The organism is Polaromonas sp. (assembly GCF_036676035.1).
Lineage (GTDB): Bacteria > Pseudomonadota > Gammaproteobacteria > Burkholderiales > Burkholderiaceae_C > Polaromonas.
Genome location: NZ_JAKFDR010000086.1, coordinates 1 through 16,844, shown reverse-complemented (window position 1 = coordinate 16,844; position 16,844 = coordinate 1). Strand labels below are relative to the sequence as shown.

Genomic DNA, 16,844 nt, shown 5'->3' with positions numbered 1-16,844 from the left:
AGCGCAGCGAGTTTGCGCGGACCCCGCCTGAAGCGAGCACCGCAGGGTGCCCGTAGCGCAGCGAAGGGTCGCAGACAGTAGGGTCGCCTTTCTTTTGGGTACTTTTCTTTGGCGAAGCAAAGAGCAAGTGCCTCGCCCGCCGGGGCGAGTCCCGGCCTGGTAGTGAAGGGCGCGACGACAAGTTCAACCAAACCTTGAAGCTGGAATTCCCCAACCCTGCCAGAATCCCCGGATGCAATTTTTCAAAGACCTCAATCTCTCCGCCTTCACCGCCGGCTTCGTCGCCGTTCTGGTCGGTTTCACCAGTTCAGTCGCCATCGTGTTCCAGGCTGCGCAGGCCTTCAACGCCACGCCGGCGCAGATTACTTCGTGGATGTGGGCGCTGGGCCTGGGCATGGGGCTGTGCTCGGTGGTGCCTTCCTTGTGGCTGCGCAAGCCGGTCATGGTGGCCTGGTCCACGCCGGGGGCGGCGGTGCTGGCTACTGCCGGGCTGGCGGGCGGTTTTTCCATGGCGGAGGCGGTGGGGGCTTTCATGGTCTGCGCGGCGCTGATCACGCTGTTTGGCGTGACGGGCTGGTTCGAGAAGGTCATGAACCGCATTCCGGTGGAGATCGCGGCGGCCTTGCTGGCCGGGGTGCTGGCGCGCTTTGGCATCCAGGCGTTTGCGGCGGCGCAGACGGCGCTGCCGCTGGTGCTGCTGATGCTGGCGGTTTACCTGCTGTGCAAGCGGGCGGTGCCGCGCTATGCGGTGGTGCTGACGCTGCTCGCGGCCATTGTTTACGTCGCGGCGCGCGGCCAGATGGCCTGGTCGGTGGTGACGTTTGAACTGGCGAAGCCGGTGTTTATTGCGCCCAGCTTCACCCTGGGCGCGGTGGTGAGTCTGGCCCTGCCGCTGTTTGTAGTGACCATGGCCTCGCAAAACCTGCCGGGCGTGGCGGCCATCCAGGCCGCAGGCTACGGCGCAGACAGCCCGGATGGCGGTATCCCGGTGTCCAAGGTCATCACCCTCAGCGGGCTGGCCACGCTGGTGCTGGCGCCGTTTGGCGCGTTTGCGCTGAACCTGAGTGCCATCACCGCCGCCATCTGCATGGGTCGGGAAGCGCATGAAGACCGCGACAAGCGCTACACCGCCGCGGTGTCCTGCGGTGCAATTTATGTGGTGCTGGGCATTTTCGGCGCGGCCATCACCGGCATCCTCACGGCGTTTCCCAAGGAGCTGGTGGTGGCGATTGCCGGGCTGGCCTTGCTGGGGACGATTGGCAGCGGGCTGGCGGCGGCGGTCAAGGACATCTCGCACCGCGAGGCGGCGCTGATCACCTTCCTGGTCACGCTCTCGGGCGTGGTGATTGCGGGCGTGGGTTCGGCCTTCTGGGGCGTGGTCGCCGGCGCGTTGGCGCTATTTGTACAACAATACGGACAACCGAAAAAACTTTAGCCCCCGGCAAACAGCGCTTGCGCTCTCGGCTGTCAGTACGGCGGCCTGTTTCACCTCCCCCTAGTTATGAACATTCTTTTTATTGCCGATCCGCTGGAGTCCTTCAAGATCTACAAGGACACCACCTTTGCCATGATGCGCGAGGCGCAAAGACGCGGCCATCGCATCAGTGCCTGCGAGCCCCGGGACATGAGCTGGCAAACCGGTGGCCAGGTGCTCGCCCAGGTGCGCCACATCACGCTGACCGGTGACGCCGGCGCCTGGTTTGCCGCCGACCCGGCGCGAGCCGACGGGGTGCAGGCCGTGGCCGGCTTTGACGCCGTGGTGATGCGCAAGGACCCGCCGTTTGACAGCGAGTATTTCTACAGCACGCACCTGCTGGAGCAGGCCGAGCGCGAAGGCGCCAAGGTGTTCAACAAGCCGCGCGCGCTGCGCGACCACCCCGAAAAACTCGCCATCCTGGAGTTTGCGCAGTTCAGCGGGCCGACGCTGGTCACGCGCAGCGCCGAGGACATCAAGCGCTTTCATGCCCAGCACCAGGACATCATCCTCAAGCCGCTCGACGGCATGGGCGGCATGGGCATCTTCCGCGTCAAGGCCGATGGCCTGAACCTGGGCAGCATCACCGAGACGCTGAACCGGCACGGCGCGCAAAGCGTGATGGTGCAAAAGTTTCTGCCCGAGATCGCCCAGGGCGACAAGCGCGTGCTGCTGATTGGCGGCAAGCCCGTGCCCTACAGCCTGGCGCGCATTCCGCAGGGCAGCGAGGTGCGCGGCAACCTGGCCGCGGGTGGCCTGGGCGTGGCGCAGCCCTTGTCAAAACGCGATTTTGAAATTGCCGAAGCGCTGGGCCCGGTGCTGGCCGCGCGCGGCCTGCTGCTGGCCGGTGTCGATGTGATCGGTGATTACGTGACCGAGATCAACGTGACCAGCCCCACCTGTTTTCAGGAAATCTTTGAGCAGACCGGCTTTGACGTGGCCGCGATGTTTATCGATGCACTGGAGCAGGCGCTGACGGCCTGAGAACGTCGGGGCCGGCTCAGACGCCGGCCAGCGCGCCGTCTACAAACACCTTGATGTCACCGGGCGCGAAGGCCGTCCAGGTTTCGTTGGTGGTCAGCGGCGCGGTGACGACCACGGCAATCCGGTCGTTCGGGCCGGCGTGTTCGGCAAAGTTGATGCTCAGGTCTTCGTCGCTCAGCGTTGCATGCGCAAACGGGTGCTGGCGCAGCACGTAGTACAACTGGGTGGATGCGTGCGCCCACAGCGCCTGGCCATTGGAGAGCATGAAGTTGAACGTGCCGTGCCGGGCAATCTGCGGCACGAGTTCGCGCAGCGTGAGTGTCAGCTCTTCGACGCTGGGCACGCCCGCATGCGACTTGGCCAGCTCCTGCATCAGCCAGCAGAAGGCCAGCTCGCTGTCGGTCGTGCCCACCGGATGGAAGCTCGCGTGCAGGCGCGGGTGGAAGTTTTTCAAATCGCCGTTGTGGGCGAACACCCAGTAGCGGCCCCAGAGTTCGCGCACGAACGGATGGCAGTTCTCCAGCGTCACCTCGCCTTGCGTGGCCTTGCGGATATGGGCGATGACGTTGCGGCTTTTGATGGGGTAGCGGCGGATCAGCTCGGCCACCGGCGATTCGCAGGCCGACTGGTGGTCGACGAAATGGCGCAGGCCCGCGCCCTCGAAGAACGCGATGCCCCAGCCATCGCCGTGGTGGTCGGTGTGGCCGCCGCGCTCGGCAAAGCCCGTGAAGCTGAACATCACGTCGGTGGGCGCATTGCAATTCATTCCGAGCAGCTGGCACATGACCTTATTGTCTCCGCTCCGCGCGGCTTGCGCGCAGCTGCCACGCCGCCACCATGGCCAGCGTGCACAGCGCGGCCAGCATCAGAAAGGATTCGTTGAAGGCCGCCAGCCGTGCCGGGCTGGTGCTGGCACTGGCAAACGAGTCCCCATGCGCGGCCAGCCGCCACTCGAGCACGATGCCGCACAGGCTCACGCCGATCGCGCCGCCCAGCATGCGCACAAAATTGATGGCGCTGGCACCCTGTGCAATCAGGCTGGGGTCCAGCGGGCGCATGGCGCCCAGGTTGAGCGAAGGCAGGATAAAGCCCAACCCGATGCGCCCCAGCGTGGCCCAGGCCACCAGCAGCCACATGGCGGTGCTGAAATGGACGGTGGTCATCAGCGCAAACGAGGCCGCCAGCAGCGCCAGCCCAATGCTGACCAGCCAGTAGGTCGGCTGCCGGTCGGCCAGGCGGCCCACCATGGCTATCGTGACGGCCAGCACCAGGCCTGCGGGGAGCAAGAGGGTGCCGACATAAGACGGTGACAGCCCCAGCCCGAGCTGCAGGTAAACCGGGATCAGGTAGGTCGAGCCAAACAGCGCCGTGCCATAAATAAAGGCCACCACACTGCCCATGGCGAATGGGCGGTAGCCAAAGAGCGCCAGGTTCATCAGGGCCTCGTTGCCCTGGCGGGCCATGCGACGCTCCCAGGCCACAAAGGCCAGCAGGGCGGCCACCGCGCCGGCCAGCAGCAGGCTGGCGTGCAGCCAGGTGCCGCCATGCAGTTCCACCATGCCATTGAGCAGGCACAGCGTGCCCGCGGCCGCCAGCAGCAGGCCGCGCCAGTCGAGCGTCGCGCCTTTGCGGTTGGCGGCCACGCCGCCCGGCGCGGTCACCGGTACGAACTTGTAGGCCAGCCACAGCGAGGCCAGGCAAAAGGGCACGACCATGAAAAAAATCGAACGCCAGCCAAACAGGTCAACCAGCACGCCGCCAATGCTGGGCCCGATGGCGGGCGCCAGCACCACGCCCATGCCAAAGAGGCCGCTGGCCCGACCCTGCTCTTGCGGACCAAAGGCCCGCATGATGATGATGGCCGGGATCGGCTGCACCACACCGGCTGCCAGTCCCTCGGCCACGCGCGCCGCCAGCACCAGCGCGAACTGGCTGGACAGGCCACCCACGATGCCGCCGCCCATCAGCAGCAGCATGGCGCCCACATAGGTGCGCCGGTAGCCGTAGCGCGCCAGCAGCCAGGGCGTGGTCAGCATAGACACCGTCATGGCCGCCATAAAGCCCGAGGTGGCCCACTGCGCCCGCTCCTGGCCCAACGTGAAGTGCTGGCTCATGTCGGGGATTGCCACGTTGATGATGGTCGACGACATGATGGAGGCCATGGTGCCGACCATCACCGAGAGCAGGAGCAGCCAGCGGTAACGCTCGCCGTAGCGCTCGCGCAGCGCGTCGAGGTGGGCGCTCTGGCTCATTGGGTAACCTCCGCGCTACGCGCTGCGGTATTCGCCTTGGGAGCGGCCCGGCGGCTCATGCGGCGCTCACCACGGGTGGCGTCGACGGCAGGGCGTGAAACAGGGCGAGATCAAGCATGTTGTAAGGCGAAGCGGGGGCATGGTTTTCCTTGAGTGGCATCCCGGGCAATTTGAGCATGATAGAAGCTCTTGCGAGGAGACCGTTTTGCAGCACAACGGGAATGAACAACGGGGCCGCGGCACCCGGCCCAACAAAGTCGTCAGCGCCGCCGAGGCCGTGCGCCTGATCCACGATGGCGACACCGTGGCCACCGGCGGCTTTGTGGGCATCGGCTTTGCCGAGGAAATTGCCGTGGCACTGGAAGTGCGCTTTCTGGCCACGCAGGCCGAGACCGGCACCGGTGCGCCGCGCAACCTGACCCTGGTCTATGCCGCGGGCCAGGGCGACGGCAAGAGCCGCGGGCTCAACCACCTGGGCCACCGCGGCCTGGTCAAGCGGGCCGTGGGCGGCCACTGGGGCCTGGTGCCCGCGCTGCAACAGCTGGCCGTCAACAACGAGATCGAGGCCTACAACCTGCCGCAGGGCGTGCTCGCCCATCTGTTTCGCGATATCGCGGCCGGCAAGCCCGGCACGCTCACCCATGTGGGGCTGGACACCTTCGTGGACCCGCGCCACGGCGGCGGCAAGATCAATGCCTGCACCACCGAAGAGCTGGTGCGGCTGATGGAGATCGACGGCAAGGAGTACCTGTTCTACAAGGCGTTTCCGATCTCGGTGGGCATCATTCGCGCCACCACGGCCGACCCCGACGGCAATCTGAGCATGGAGCGCGAGGCGCTGACGCTGGAGGCCTTGGCCATCGCCATGGCGGCGCGCAACTCGGGCGGCATCGTGATTGCGCAGGTCGAACGGCTGGCCGAGCGCGGCACGCTGCACCCGCGCCTGGTCAAGGTGCCGGGCGTGCTGGTCGATGCGGTGGTGGTGGCGAGCGACCCGGCGTACCACATGCAGACTTTTGCCGAGCAATACAACCCCGCGTATTCGGGCGAAATCCGCGTGCCCATGGACACGCTGCCCACGCTGGCCATGTCGGCGCGCAAGCTGATCGCGCGCCGCGCCGCGCTGGAGCTGCGGCCCAACAGCGTGGTGAACCTGGGCATAGGCATGCCCGAGGGCGTGGCCAGCGTGGCGGCCGAGGAAAACATCATCGACCTGCTGACGCTGACCGCCGAGCCCGGCGTGATCGGCGGCATCCCGGCCAGCGGCCTGAGCTTTGGCGCGGCCGTCAACGCCCAGGCCGTGATCGACCAGCCCAACCAGTTTGACTTCTACGACGGCGGCGGGCTCGACATCGCGGTGCTGGGCCTGGCCCAGGCCGATGCGCAGGGCAACCTCAACGTCAGCAAGTTCGGCCCGCGCCTGGCCGGTGCCGGCGGCTTCATCAACATCAGCCAGAACGCCAAGACCGTGGTCTTCGTCGGCACCTTCACCGCCGGCGATCTGGACCTGCAGGTGGAGGACGGCAGGCTGCGGGTGGCCAGCGAAGGCACGGCGCGCAAGTTCGTGCGCCAGGTCGAGCACCGAACCTTTAGCGGGCGCGAGGCGCTCAAGCGCGGCCAGCGCGTGCTCTACGTGACCGAGCGCTGCGTGTTCCGGCTGGTGGCCGGCGACACCAACGGGGGCGAGGGCGGCCTGGAGCTGATCGAGATCGCCCCCGGCATCGATCTGGAGCGCGACGTGCTGGCCCAGATGGATTTCATGCCCGCCATCAGCCCGCAATTGCAACTGATGGAGGCCGCCCTGCTGGGTGAGGCGCCGCTGGGCCTGCGCCGGCGGCTGCTGGCCACGCCGCTGGCCCAGCGCTTCGAGCTGGACCGCGAGCACCGCCTGCTGTTCATCAACTTCGAAGGCCTGAGCATTGACAGCGCGGCCGATATCGCCGCCATCGAGCAGCAAGTGACGGCGCTGCTGCAACCTCTGGTGAGCCAGGGCGGCGAGCGCGTGGCCGTGGTGGTGAACTACGACAGCGTCAGCATCCTGCCGCCGCTGCTCGACACCTACTCGGCCATGGTGCAGCGGCTCAGCGAGCGCTTTTACAGCCGCGTCACGCGCTACGGCACGGGCGGCTTTCTCAAGGCCAGGCTGGCCGCGCGGGGCATTGTTTGAGTGCAGTCGCCGCTCGTTATCAAGCAATATAGGCCTCCAGCCCCTGTGTGTCGGTCGTGAGAAGCTATTTATTTGATAGCGACCGGGTCGCGCAAGCCCGGCAGACGCAGGCTAGGCGGCGTGCTTGGGGCGGGATGCGCTCGAGCACCGCATGTTCGAATTTCACCTGCGTGCACCAGCAGGGCGGCTGCTTGACGCCGGTGCTGCGTTCGACCTCCATGGCGCAGCGATTCGCCTCGCCGCACAGCGGACAACGTGAGGGAGCGGGGGTGGCCAAAGACGACATATCCACAGTCTACCTTCGTGCTCAGGGTAAACGGATGTGGTCTGCGAAATGCTGGTACACCGTGGCGATGCGCCGCAGGTGGCGCGACTCCGGGTGGGCCAGCAGCCAGAGGTCGGACTCACAGCCTTCCAGCGGCTCGCCCAGCGGCAGCAACTGCGGTTCGCCATCCAGCATGAACAGTGGCACCACGCCGGCGCCCAGGCCGGCCTTGATCGCATCGACCACGCCCACGATGCCATCGACCAGATGCCGCGGCGTGACCTTTGGAAGCGTCTTGCGGCGCCAGCGCACCGAAGGGTGTTCCGGCATGGCCTCGTCCGGCGCCACCCAGTCGAGCTGGTCCAGCGCCTTGCGCCGCTGCGCCGCCGGCAGGGCCCTGGAGGCGCAGGCCACGAAGCGTATGGTGCCGAGCCGCCGGCCGATCAGGTGCTCGGGCGCCTTGTGCGTGGCGCGCAGCGCGAGGTCGGCGTCGCGCTTGGTCAGGCTGACCAGTTCATTGGACGAGCGCAGCTCGAGCTGAAGCAAGGGGTGTTGCCGGGCCAGCGCCGGCAGGCAGGGCAGGACCAGGCCGCGCAGCACCGAGTCGGTCGTGGTCACACGCACCCGGCCCGACACTTCGTCGCTGGGCCGCAGCGCGGTCGCGCGCGCCGCCTCAAGCTCCGCCTCGATGCGCTCGGCATGGCGCGCGATGTCCAGCATCGCGTCCGAGGGCAGGTAACCCTGGCGCGAACGCTCGAACAGGCGCTGGCCCAGGTGCTTTTCGATGCGCTGCACCGAGCGGAACACGGTGGAGGCATCGGCGACCAGGCGCGCCGCGGCCTCGGCCAGTGTGCCGCCGCGCACCAGCGCCAGCAGCACTTCCAGGTCAGCGGCCGTCAAGGCGTATTGCGTTTTTGCAATCATAAATTTCAGTAATGCCTATTTTCATTGCTTTGACGCAATCCTACATTCAAACCTTCTTTCACTTTGCCGCATCAACACCATGAAAACCGACAACGACATTTCCGCAAGCGCCCATGCCGCCGCCGTGCTGCGCCTGGCCCTGGGCGCCATGTGGATCAGCCACGCCTTGCTCAAGGTGCTGGTGTTCACCCTGCCGGGCACCGTGAAGTTTTTCGACTCGGTGGGTATCCCCGGCGTGCTGGTCTATCCGGTGGTGGCCGCCGAGCTGCTGGGCGGCGTGGCGATTCTGCTCGGTTTTTACGGCCGGCAGGCCTCACTGCTGCTCACCCCCGTGCTCGCGGTTGCAGCCTGGGTACATCTGCCCAACGGCTGGGTGTTTTCCAACGCCAACGGCGGCTGGGAGTACCCGGTGTTTTTGCTGGCGGCATCGCTGGTTCACTGGCTGCTGGGCGACGGCCGTTGGGCGGCGCGCCGCAGCACCGTCCTGGCTCCGGCCTGATTTTTTCTGATTTTTCATTTCACTGGAGATACGCATGAAGCTCTACTACGCCCCCGGCGCCTGCTCGCTGTCGGTCCACATCGCGGCGCGCGAAGCCGGGCTCAGCCCCGAACTGGTGAAGGTCGATCTCGCGACCCACCAACTCGAATCCGGCGCCGACTACCACGCGATCAACCCGCGCGGCTATGTGCCGCTGCTCGAACTCGACGACGGCGTGCGCCACACCGAGGTTGCCGCCCTGCTGCAGTACCTGGGTGATCTGGTCCCCCAACGTGGCTTGATGCCGGCCTGGGGCACGGCGCCCCGCTTCGAAGCGCTTCAATGGCTGACCTTCATCTCCAGCGAACTGCACAAGGTGTTCAGCCCCTGGCTGTGGCACAAGGAAACCGCCGATTCGACCCGTCAGGCCTGCAAGGACAAGCTCGCGCTGCGCTTTGCCGAACTCGACCGGCACCTGGCCCAGCGCAGCTTCCTGCTGGGAGGCCACTTTAGCGTGGCCGACGCCTACTGCTTCACCATCGTGAGCTGGGCGCCCATGCTGGGCCTGAGCCTCAGGCCCTACCCGGCATTGAGTGCCTACCTCGATCGCGTCGCGGCCCGCCCGGCGGTGCATGCGGCGCTGCTGGCCGAAGGCCTCGTCAAGGCATGAAGACCGTCGAACTGACTTTGATCAGCCACACGTTGTGCCCTTACGTGCAGCGCGCGGCGATAGTGCTGGCGGAAAAAGGCGTGGCTTTTGAGCGGCGTGATGTGGACCTGGCCAACAAGCCGGACTGGTTCAAGGCGGTCTCGCCGCTGGGCAAGACGCCGGTGCTGCTGGTCGGTGAGCAGCCGATTTTCGAGTCGGCCGTGATCTGCGAGTACCTGGACGAGACCGTGGCGCCGCCGCTGCATCCGGGCGATGCGCTGCAGCGCGCCCAGCACCGCGCCTGGATGGAGTTCGGCTCGGCTGTGCTGGGCACGATCTGGGGCTTCTACACCGCGCCCGATGCGACGGCGCTGCAGGCCCGGCGCGAGGAGCTGCTGGCGAAGTTCGCGCAGATCGAGCAGGTGCTGCCGAGCCGCGGCCCCTACTTCGCGGGCGAGAAATTCGGCCTCGTTGACGCCGTATTCGGCCCGGTGTTTCGCTACTTCGATGTGTTCGAGCAAATCGGCCAGGCCGGCTTCTTCGATGCCACACCCAAGCTGCACGCCTGGCGCAGCGCGCTTGCGCAACGGCCCTCCGTGCAGCAGGCCGCGTCGGCGCAGTACCCCGAGCTGCTCAGGCAGTTTTTGCTGGCGCGCAACTCGGAGCTGTCGCGGCGCATGCTCTGATCCGGGATCCATGGATTTCGGGTCAAGCCCGCAATGACAAGCGTGGGGCCTGCGCGTGCCGTGCGCCGCGAAGGGCCGCCCCGAGCAAGCACAGCCCCCTCGGGGGGCAGCGCAGCACACGCAGTGGCAAGCGTGGGGGTCTAGCCGTGCGCCGCGAAGGGCCGCCCCGAGCAAGCACAGCCCCCTCGGGGGGCAGCGCAGCACACGCAGTGGCAAGCGTGGGGGCCTATTTAACTACGCGGCTCGGACCACAGCGTGCCGCCGGTGGCCCAGTTTTCGCGTTTGATGTCGGTGATGATGATGTCGACCGATTCGGGCGAGCCGCCCAGAATCTCGACGCTGACGCGCGTGATCTCGGCCACCAGCTTTTTCTTCTGCTCGACGGTGCGGCCTTCCATCATTTCAACGTGGTACGTGGGCATGGTTTTCCTTGTGTTGGATATTGGGTAGGATAAAACGAATACGCGAGATGATAAAAGCTCCTGCGACAATGGGTTGAGCGTCGTTGCCAGTATCTGTTTTTTTTACAGGATGACTGAACCATGAACCTGACTTCCAGAAGATTTGGATTTAGAAAATCTTTCACCGGTGTGCTGGCTGCACTGTCACTGTGTTGGGGGGCGCTGGCACCTTTTTCCGCCGCCCATGCCCAGGACAAAACCTGCGCCCTGGTGTTGATGCACGGCAAGGGGGGTGCCCCGCGCGAGATGAGCTTCTTTGGCCGCAAGATGGAGCCGCCTTGTGTGTTCAAGTCGGTTGAGATGCCGTGGTCGCAGCGCCGCGCCTACGACCAGCCCTATCCGGTGGCCCTGCAGGACATTGCCGCCGTGGTCAAGGAGTACCGCAGCCAGGGCTACCAGCGGGTGTTGCTGGTCGGGCACAGTTTTGGCGCCAATGCCGGCATGGCTTACATGGCGACACTGGGTGATGCCGACGGCGTGATTGCGCTGGCGCCGGGGCATTCTCCGCGACACATGTACAACGCCAACATTGGCCGAGCCGCGGTCGACAAGGCCAGGGAACTGGTCGCCACCGGCAAAGGCAGCGAAACGCTCACGATGGACGACCTCAATCAGGGCAAGCGGACCTCGCCCAGCATGAGCGCCGAGACCCTGCTCAGCTATTTCGACCCGGACGGCCTGGGCGACATGCCGACCAGCGCGGCCAAATTCAAAAAACCGGTGCCCTTTCTGTGGGTCATTGGCATGCAGGACCCGCTGTACCGAGCCGGCCAGGCCTATGCGTTCGACAAGGTGCCCGCACACCCGCACAGTCAATATCTGGTGGTTCAGGCCGGGCATCTGGACACGCCGGATGTGGCTGCCGCACAGGTGCTGGCGTGGATCAAGGCCCTGCCCTGACACCGGGGCGCTGAAAGCGCTTGATGATGGCGGCACGGCAGCGGCGTCACCATTACAGCGTCTATGTCGTCGAGTTGGGGCCCGAAGTCTGGGAGGTCGCGCGCTTTCGCCGGGCTAACCCCGACTATCAAACCGGCAAGCCGTTTGTCTATGTCGGCATGACCGGGCTGGACCCGGATGTGCGCTTTGACAAACACAAGGCCGGCATCCAGTCCAACCGCTTTGTGCGCGACTTTGGCGTGCGCCTGCTGCCCGGGCTGTACGCCATGTACAACCCCATGCCTTATGAGGGCGCCCGCGACATGGAGGTGGAGCTGGGCATTGGCCTGCGCGAAGCCGGTTATGGGGTCTGGCAGGCCTGATTCTTGAGTAAAAAAGGCCTGGAGCCGGCTAATTCTTTTGGCATTCAGCTATTGATTTGGTAGCGATCGGTTGATTTCAAACCGCTGCAAAGTCAGACGCTCGGACGTCCGGGGCGAGGCTGGCGGGCTGGGAAGGCGGCATAGCGGCCAGGGCGTCCAGCGCCTGGGCCACCACGCCGTGCGTATCGACAGGGCGCAGCAGCTGTTCCTTGATCAACCGTTCGCAGCTTCGGCGGGTCATCGAGTGGGGCTGGCCACCATGGCTGACAAACATGAACAGCGTGCTTCTGGTGCTGGCCCAGACCAGCTGGGCGCGCAGCCAGCGCCGCCTGGAATACAGGTCGACCCAGCAGCCGATGCGCCAGCTCTGCAGGATTTGCTCGGGACTGGGGCCGTTGCCATCGGCGGCCACCGCTTCGGCAGGGCTTGGGGGCGCAGCTGCCAGTGGCGTCAAGCTGGCGTCGGTGGCCCCGGCGGGCCCGGCATCCATCAGCGTCGTGAGCTGCCCCGGCCTTGAAAGGGTGGTGTCTTCAAAGCCGGCCTCGGCGAGTTCCTGCCGGGTCAGCCAGGGTTGTTCGGCGGCCTTGGCCTGCAGCTGTTCGGGGGTTGCGGGCGGTGCTTCAGGCTCCAGCGGCAGGGCGCCGGATTCCTCGAACAGTTTGGCATCGCGTTTGTTTTTCACCTGGCGCAGCTTGAGCACCGGGCGGTGCAGCTTCATCAGGGCCTCAAAAAAGGGCTCGCGCTCATGCGGGTCCTGCCCCAGCATGTCCAGCCCGGCGTTCAGCTTGGCCAGCAGGCCGGGGATCATCTCGATCAGCTTGGCGGGCCGCCTGAGGGTCACATCGCGCTTGACGCTCCACAGCAGGTCCGACACCACCGAGCCAAAGCCCTGTGGGTCCACCTGCCGGTCCTGGTCGGTCATCCGGGCATGGGCCATGACCAGCGCCCAGGGACCAAACAGGAACTCCATCACCACACCGGGCACCTTGTCGAGGTCCGGGCGCTGGCTGAGCTCCAGCGCAATCTGGTCGGCCTGCGTCTGGCGCTGCTCGGCGAAACGCATGGCCTGCAGCACGTTGTCGCGGCGCTGGATCTCCAGCAGGTCGTTTTCGTCCCAGGCGTGTTCCAGCTCGGCCAGGGCCTGGCCGAAAGGCCGGGCGTTGGCGATCTCCGTCCGGGCGTTGAGCGCCTTGAAGCTGGCGGTCACCGGCTTGAAAAAGACGGCAAATTCAGGGCTGGACGCATCGTTGTATTTAAAGCTGCGCTGGGCCACGCGCTCCATCAGGCGGCGAGCGGGGTGGCCTTCGTCGCTGAAGAAATGCGGGTCCACCATGGCCAGGCGCAACAGCGACGGCTCCAGCGCCACAATCGCTTCGCGCACCGGCACCAGCAGGCGCGGGTCCTGCGCGACCTGGCTCACCAGCTTGCGCACCACCTCCAGTCCCAGCACCTGCTCGACATGGGTGGCATCTTTCTTGAGCTGGGTGCGTACCAGGGCGCGTTCCTGCGGGCGCCCATACTCGCCCCACACCTGCGGGTTGAGCTGGCTTCGGCCATCGACCCGCTTGGGCGGCGCGCCAACGGCGGGTGAGGCGTCGTCGCTGTCGTTGTCGCTGTCGTAGGGCGAGGGGTCTGAGCGCAGCATCTTCGGTGCCGATTTCGGCCCGGCAGGCTCGTGCGGCACCGGGGTGCGACGTGATGGTGCCCGTTTTTTCGGTGTGTTGTGCCCCCCGTTGAACAGAAACTCCTGAAACAGCTCGGGGTTGATTTCGTAGTTCGAGAAGTCGGCGTACCGGGATGGCGTGGGCGCTGCGGGATCGCCCTTACTGCTTGTTTCACCGGTCGCACTGTCTGTCGCCGCAGCGCCGCCAGTGTCTTCATGCGGGCCCGCCGGACTGCCGGACGAGTCTGCACCACCGCGCCGGCCACCGGTCGCGCTGGCCGGCGTGGGCAGGACGCGGTAGCTGGCCGCCGGCACATTGGCTTGTTCCAGCTGCTGCACCAGCTGGGTGTAAATGGCTTTGAGCTCCTGCCCCAGCGGGGTGCCCATGTGCCTGATCCACAAGCTGCTGCTGGCCGCATCCACCTGGGCGGCGTCGATCAGCGTCCTCAGGGTTTGGGTAAACACGCCGGGCCGCAGCGGGTTGCGCTGGGGGTTCACATTGGGCAGGCCCTGGGCGGAGCTGATCAGGGCGTCGAGTTCGGCCAGTCCCTGCTCCACCATGGGCAGGATGTGCTGCAACAGGCGCGCCGACTCGATGCCTTCGGACATTTGCGAGTCATCGACCAGCGCGATGCTGTCCAGATCAACCGGGCTGCGGCGTGATGATGCGGATGATGAGCCGTCTGGCTCCGGGGCGTCGGCCTCGCTGGATGACGCCTCAAAAGCCGCCAGCAGGTCGCGCGGGTAGTGCTGGCACCAGTCGTTCTTGTTGCTCAGCAGGTCCCGCCAGGCCGTGCCCAGCTCCTGGCGATCGGCTGCCTTGAAGGTTCTGGCTTCGGCTTCCTGCAGGACGGTCACCGCATGGTCGATACAACGCTGCAGCGCAGGGCCGGCCGCCGCGGCCGCCTCCTGAAAGCATTGTTGAAGAATGTCGGGTAGCGAAGCCATGGAGGACAGGTTCCGGAAAAATCTGGGAAATCACGTGCTGAGCCAATTGGCTTGCAGTGCCAACATATCACTGCGGCATGACAGTCTAGGGGAAAGGGGCCGCTGCGCCGCTGTTGCGGAGCTGCAAACTGTTTCAATTCGTTTCGGTCCAGGCCTTGCCCTGGTTTGTCATCCCGGGCTTGATCCGGGATCCATGGATTGCGGGTCAAGCCCGCAATGACAAGTCAACGGCCTGGCGCATGGCGAATCACTTGACTGAACAGTATAGAGCTAGGTCGCGAGCTGTTTCAGGGCCGGTTCACGCTGCTTCACGCCCAGCTTGATCAAGCCGTCCGGCCGCTCGTAGGTGCCGGTCAGCAGGCCGCTGGCCATGGCCCGTTCATGCAGGGCCTGGATCACTTCGTCACGCCCGGGCGTGGCTGAAAAAGCCGGCCCGGCGGCCAGGGCAAACAGCTCAAACACATAGCGGTGCACGCCGTGGCCGGGCGGCGGGTCGGGCGGCAGCCAACCGGTTTGCAGGTAGGAGTTGCGCCCGGTCTTGAGCGCCGGGTCGGCCATCGCGTTGTCGACCAGGGCGCCATCTTGCGCGGGCAGGTCGAACACAATCGCATGCACCAGCGGATGCGGTGCGGGCGCATCGGCGTCTTCCACGATCAGCAGCAGCGAGGCGGCGCCGGCCGGCACACCCGTCCATTGCAGCGGCGGGGAAATGCCCTCGCCGTCGGCAGTGTAGAGGGCGGGTATCGGGGCATGGTCGGCAAACGCCAGGCTGCGCAACTGCAGCGCAGCCATGCCGGTGCGCAGCGCCACCAGGTTGAAGGCAATCTGGTCCAGCCCGGCGCGCACATGGTGCAGTGCGTGGCCCACGGCGTCGGGCAGCTTTTCGAGCATGACCGTCTCCTTGTGGAAAACTGAACGGGGCACTCACTTTTATACACCGCAGCAGGCCCTGGTGGCTAGCGGTAGCCCCCAGTCAGTTCAGGGCCTCATGCACTTCGGCCGTGATTTCGTAGGAGCGCAGCCGCGCCGCGTGCTCGAAGATCTGCGAGGTGATCATCAGCTCGTCGGCGCCGGTGCGGGCGATGAAGGCCTGCAGCGCCGTGCGCACCGTGTCGGGCGAGCCGATGGCCGAGCACGACAGCACCTGGTCGAGCAGGGCCCGCTCCTGGGGGGCGGTGCGGCTCAGGTAGTCGGCCATGGGCGGCGGCAGGCGCGAGGGGCGGCCGCTGCGCAGGTTCACAAAGGCTTGCTGCATCGAGGTGGCGCGAAACGCGGCCTCCTCGTCGGTGTCGGCCGCAAACACGTTGAAGCCCAGCATCACATAAGGCCTGGCCAGCTGCGCAGACGGCTGGAAGTTGGCGCGGTACAGCGCAATCGCCTGCATCATCTGCGCCGGTGCGAAATGCGAGGCAAAGGCATAGGGCAGGCCCAGCGCGGCGGCGAGCTGGGCGCCGAACAGGCTGGAGCCCAGAATCCAGAGCGGCACGTTAAGGCCGGTGCCCGGCACGGCGCGAACCGGCTGGCGCGGTGCGTCGGAAAAGTAATCCCGCAGCTCGATCACGTCCTGCGGAAACTCGTCGGCGTCCGAGGCGAGGTTGCGCCGCATGGCGCGCGCCGTGACCTGGTCGGAGCCCGGCGCGCGGCCCAGGCCCAGGTCGATGCGGTCGGGGTAAAGCGACTCCAGCGTGCCGAACTGCTCGGCAATCACCAGCGGTGAATGGTTGGGCAGCATGATGCCGCCCGCCCCCACGCGAATGGTCGAGGTGCCGGCGGCCACATGGCCGATCAGCACCGCGGTGGCGGCGCTGGCAATGCCCGGCATGCCGTGGTGCTCGGCCAGCCAGAAGCGGCGGTAGCCCCAGCGCTCGCCATGCTGGGCCAGATCAAGGGTGTTGCGAAACGATTGCGCAGCATCGCTGCCTTCGGTAATCGGGGAGAGGTCCAGCACGGAAAAAGGAATCATCGCGTACAGATAGGGCCGGGAGCCCCGAGCACAAGTCCCCCCGCCCTCAGGGCTGGGCGTGCAGAGCCTTGGAGCCTTGCAGTGGATACCCTGATTACGGCTGATCAGCGCACATTGGCGTTCGATGAGCGTGCTTTGCGGGCGTATTGCTGCTTTATGACGACTGCGGGCCGGCATACAGTTCGCCCGGAATCACCTGCCTGGGGCGATGGCCAGACGGCTGCAGCAAGACACGCGGCACAGGCCTGCAGGCCAGGGGGCTTCATTTTTAATCAACCGGGGACATTTCATGCGTCAACCATTAGCTATCAAATTAATAGCTGCCTGCGCAATCACTGTGAGCGCTACCGTCAGTTTTGCACAGGACGTGATCAGGATCGCCAACATCGTCGAGCTGTCGGGCGCTGGCGCCACGGCCGGCACAAATTTCAAGAACGGTGTTGAACTGGCCGTGAAGGAAATCAACACCATGGGCGGCATTCTGGGTAAAAAAATCCAGACAGTCACCACCGACACCCAGAGCAACCCGGGCGTGGCCAAGGGCTTGACGCAAAAAGCCATTGACGACGGCGTATTTGCCATCTTCGGCCCGGTGTTCTCCGGCTCCATCATGGTCAGCATGGCCGAATCGCGCCGCGCCGAAGTGCCCAACTTCACCGGGGGCGAGG

General features: G+C 65.8%; 18 protein-coding genes. 9 read left to right on the top strand and 9 right to left on the bottom strand.

Annotated features, from left to right (window positions below; genetic code table 11):
• Positions 1 to 232 precede the first annotated feature (232 nt).
• Both V6M61_RS13180 and gshB read left to right on the top strand, forming a co-directional pair.
• Positions 233 to 1,435 carry a benzoate/H(+) symporter BenE family transporter gene (locus V6M61_RS13180; RefSeq protein ID WP_332777032.1) on the top strand — a complete coding sequence of 401 codons (1,203 nt, stop codon included), beginning with the start codon at positions 233 to 235 and terminating at the stop codon, positions 1,433 to 1,435.
• 66 nt (positions 1,436 to 1,501) lie between these two features.
• Positions 1,502 to 2,458 carry a glutathione synthase gene (gene gshB, locus V6M61_RS13175; protein ID WP_332777031.1) on the top strand — a complete coding sequence of 319 codons (957 nt, stop codon included), beginning with the start codon at positions 1,502 to 1,504 and terminating at the stop codon, positions 2,456 to 2,458.
• Between the two features lie 16 nt (positions 2,459 to 2,474).
• On the opposite strand, the gene V6M61_RS13170 is transcribed toward gshB, so the two are convergent.
• From V6M61_RS13170 to V6M61_RS13160, 3 genes are read right to left on the bottom strand one after another with little or no spacing between them, the layout of a single operon-like run.
• The gene (locus V6M61_RS13170) at positions 2,475 to 3,242 is read right to left on the bottom strand and encodes a class II glutamine amidotransferase (protein ID WP_332777030.1); all 768 of its coding nucleotides are present in this window, start codon (positions 3,240 to 3,242) and stop codon (positions 2,475 to 2,477) included.
• A gap of 4 nt (positions 3,243 to 3,246) precedes the next feature.
• Positions 3,247 to 4,710, bottom strand: coding sequence for an MFS transporter (locus tag V6M61_RS13165; RefSeq protein WP_332777029.1), 1,464 nt, complete (start codon positions 4,708 to 4,710; stop codon positions 3,247 to 3,249).
• Between the two features lie 55 nt (positions 4,711 to 4,765).
• Positions 4,766 to 4,888: a hypothetical protein gene (locus V6M61_RS13160; RefSeq protein WP_332777028.1), complete on the bottom strand. Its 123-nt coding sequence runs from the start codon at positions 4,886 to 4,888 to the stop codon at positions 4,766 to 4,768.
• 27 nt (positions 4,889 to 4,915) lie between these two features.
• On the opposite strand from V6M61_RS13160, the gene V6M61_RS13155 reads away from it, so the two are divergent.
• On the top strand, positions 4,916 to 6,877 hold the full coding sequence (locus V6M61_RS13155; RefSeq protein WP_332777027.1) for an acyl CoA:acetate/3-ketoacid CoA transferase: 1,962 nt from the start codon (positions 4,916 to 4,918) through the stop codon (positions 6,875 to 6,877).
• 64 nt (positions 6,878 to 6,941) lie between these two features.
• On the opposite strand, the gene V6M61_RS13150 is transcribed toward V6M61_RS13155, so the two are convergent.
• Entirely contained in the window at positions 6,942 to 7,163 is a 222-nt protein-coding gene (locus V6M61_RS13150; protein WP_332777026.1) for a cysteine-rich CWC family protein, read from the bottom strand.
• A 21-nt stretch (positions 7,164 to 7,184) separates the two neighbouring features.
• Complete coding sequence (locus V6M61_RS13145) at positions 7,185 to 8,066, bottom strand: LysR family transcriptional regulator (RefSeq protein WP_332777025.1); 882 nt, start codon at positions 8,064 to 8,066, stop codon at positions 7,185 to 7,187.
• 79 nt (positions 8,067 to 8,145) lie between these two features.
• Between V6M61_RS13145 and V6M61_RS13140 the strand changes: the two genes are divergently transcribed.
• Genes V6M61_RS13140 through V6M61_RS13130 form a run of 3 tightly spaced genes read left to right on the top strand, consistent with a single transcriptional unit; the run spans position 8,146 to position 9,879 of the window.
• Entirely contained in the window at positions 8,146 to 8,565 is a 420-nt protein-coding gene (locus V6M61_RS13140; protein WP_332777024.1) for a DoxX family protein, read from the top strand.
• A gap of 34 nt (positions 8,566 to 8,599) precedes the next feature.
• Positions 8,600 to 9,214, top strand: coding sequence for a glutathione transferase GstA (gene gstA / locus V6M61_RS13135; protein ID WP_332777023.1), 615 nt, complete (start codon positions 8,600 to 8,602; stop codon positions 9,212 to 9,214).
• Positions 9,211 to 9,879, top strand: a complete 669-nt coding sequence (locus tag V6M61_RS13130; RefSeq protein ID WP_332777022.1) for a glutathione S-transferase family protein — start codon at positions 9,211 to 9,213, stop codon at positions 9,877 to 9,879. The genes gstA and V6M61_RS13130 overlap by 4 nt, the downstream gene beginning before the upstream one ends.
• 230 nt (positions 9,880 to 10,109) lie before the next feature.
• On the opposite strand, the gene V6M61_RS13125 is transcribed toward V6M61_RS13130, so the two are convergent.
• Positions 10,110 to 10,301, bottom strand: coding sequence for a 4-oxalocrotonate tautomerase (locus V6M61_RS13125; RefSeq protein ID WP_332777021.1), 192 nt, complete (start codon positions 10,299 to 10,301; stop codon positions 10,110 to 10,112).
• A 120-nt stretch (positions 10,302 to 10,421) separates the two neighbouring features.
• On the opposite strand from V6M61_RS13125, the gene V6M61_RS13120 reads away from it, so the two are divergent.
• Both V6M61_RS13120 and V6M61_RS13115 read left to right on the top strand, forming a co-directional pair.
• The gene (locus tag V6M61_RS13120; RefSeq protein WP_332777020.1) at positions 10,422 to 11,240 is read left to right on the top strand and encodes an alpha/beta fold hydrolase; all 819 of its coding nucleotides are present in this window, start codon (positions 10,422 to 10,424) and stop codon (positions 11,238 to 11,240) included.
• A gap of 23 nt (positions 11,241 to 11,263) precedes the next feature.
• A complete protein-coding gene (locus tag V6M61_RS13115) occupies positions 11,264 to 11,602 on the top strand; it encodes a hypothetical protein (protein WP_442957775.1) in 339 nt (112 codons plus the stop codon).
• 76 nt (positions 11,603 to 11,678) lie between these two features.
• On the opposite strand, the gene V6M61_RS13110 is transcribed toward V6M61_RS13115, so the two are convergent.
• The 3 genes from V6M61_RS13110 to V6M61_RS13100 form a co-directional block, all read right to left on the bottom strand.
• Positions 11,679 to 14,213: a DUF1631 family protein gene (locus tag V6M61_RS13110; protein WP_332777019.1), complete on the bottom strand. Its 2,535-nt coding sequence runs from the start codon at positions 14,211 to 14,213 to the stop codon at positions 11,679 to 11,681.
• A 270-nt stretch (positions 14,214 to 14,483) separates the two neighbouring features.
• On the bottom strand, positions 14,484 to 15,104 hold the full coding sequence (locus tag V6M61_RS13105; protein WP_332777018.1) for a YbhB/YbcL family Raf kinase inhibitor-like protein: 621 nt from the start codon (positions 15,102 to 15,104) through the stop codon (positions 14,484 to 14,486).
• Positions 15,105 to 15,186: 82 nt separating this feature from the next.
• Entirely contained in the window at positions 15,187 to 16,176 is a 990-nt protein-coding gene (locus V6M61_RS13100; RefSeq protein ID WP_332777017.1) for an LLM class flavin-dependent oxidoreductase, read from the bottom strand.
• A gap of 289 nt (positions 16,177 to 16,465) precedes the next feature.
• Here V6M61_RS13100 and V6M61_RS13095 point away from each other — a divergent pair.
• A partial coding sequence (locus V6M61_RS13095) for an ABC transporter substrate-binding protein (RefSeq protein ID WP_332777016.1) occupies positions 16,466 to 16,844 on the top strand: 379 nt, incomplete at its 3' end.

Coding starts and splice junctions, on each gene's coding strand:
- V6M61_RS13100 (WP_332777017.1), bottom strand. CDS start 16,176: ATGATTCCTTTTTCCGTGCTGGACCTCTCCCCGATTACCGAAGGCAGC.
- gstA (WP_332777023.1), top strand. CDS start 8,600: ATGAAGCTCTACTACGCCCCCGGCGCCTGCTCGCTGTCGGTCCACATC.
- V6M61_RS13105 (WP_332777018.1), bottom strand. CDS start 15,104: ATGCTCGAAAAGCTGCCCGACGCCGTGGGCCACGCACTGCACCATGTG.
- V6M61_RS13120 (WP_332777020.1), top strand. CDS start 10,422: ATGAACCTGACTTCCAGAAGATTTGGATTTAGAAAATCTTTCACCGGT.
- gshB (WP_332777031.1), top strand. CDS start 1,502: ATGAACATTCTTTTTATTGCCGATCCGCTGGAGTCCTTCAAGATCTAC.
- V6M61_RS13145 (WP_332777025.1), bottom strand. CDS start 8,066: ATGATTGCAAAAACGCAATACGCCTTGACGGCCGCTGACCTGGAAGTG.
- V6M61_RS13140 (WP_332777024.1), top strand. CDS start 8,146: ATGAAAACCGACAACGACATTTCCGCAAGCGCCCATGCCGCCGCCGTG.
- V6M61_RS13115 (WP_442957775.1), top strand. CDS start 11,264: ATGATGGCGGCACGGCAGCGGCGTCACCATTACAGCGTCTATGTCGTC.
- V6M61_RS13165 (WP_332777029.1), bottom strand. CDS start 4,710: ATGAGCCAGAGCGCCCACCTCGACGCGCTGCGCGAGCGCTACGGCGAG.
- V6M61_RS13125 (WP_332777021.1), bottom strand. CDS start 10,301: ATGCCCACGTACCACGTTGAAATGATGGAAGGCCGCACCGTCGAGCAG.
- V6M61_RS13150 (WP_332777026.1), bottom strand. CDS start 7,163: ATGTCGTCTTTGGCCACCCCCGCTCCCTCACGTTGTCCGCTGTGCGGC.
- V6M61_RS13180 (WP_332777032.1), top strand. CDS start 233: ATGCAATTTTTCAAAGACCTCAATCTCTCCGCCTTCACCGCCGGCTTC.
- V6M61_RS13160 (WP_332777028.1), bottom strand. CDS start 4,888: ATGCTCAAATTGCCCGGGATGCCACTCAAGGAAAACCATGCCCCCGCT.
- V6M61_RS13130 (WP_332777022.1), top strand. CDS start 9,211: ATGAAGACCGTCGAACTGACTTTGATCAGCCACACGTTGTGCCCTTAC.
- V6M61_RS13110 (WP_332777019.1), bottom strand. CDS start 14,213: ATGGCTTCGCTACCCGACATTCTTCAACAATGCTTTCAGGAGGCGGCC.
- V6M61_RS13170 (WP_332777030.1), bottom strand. CDS start 3,242: ATGTGCCAGCTGCTCGGAATGAATTGCAATGCGCCCACCGACGTGATG.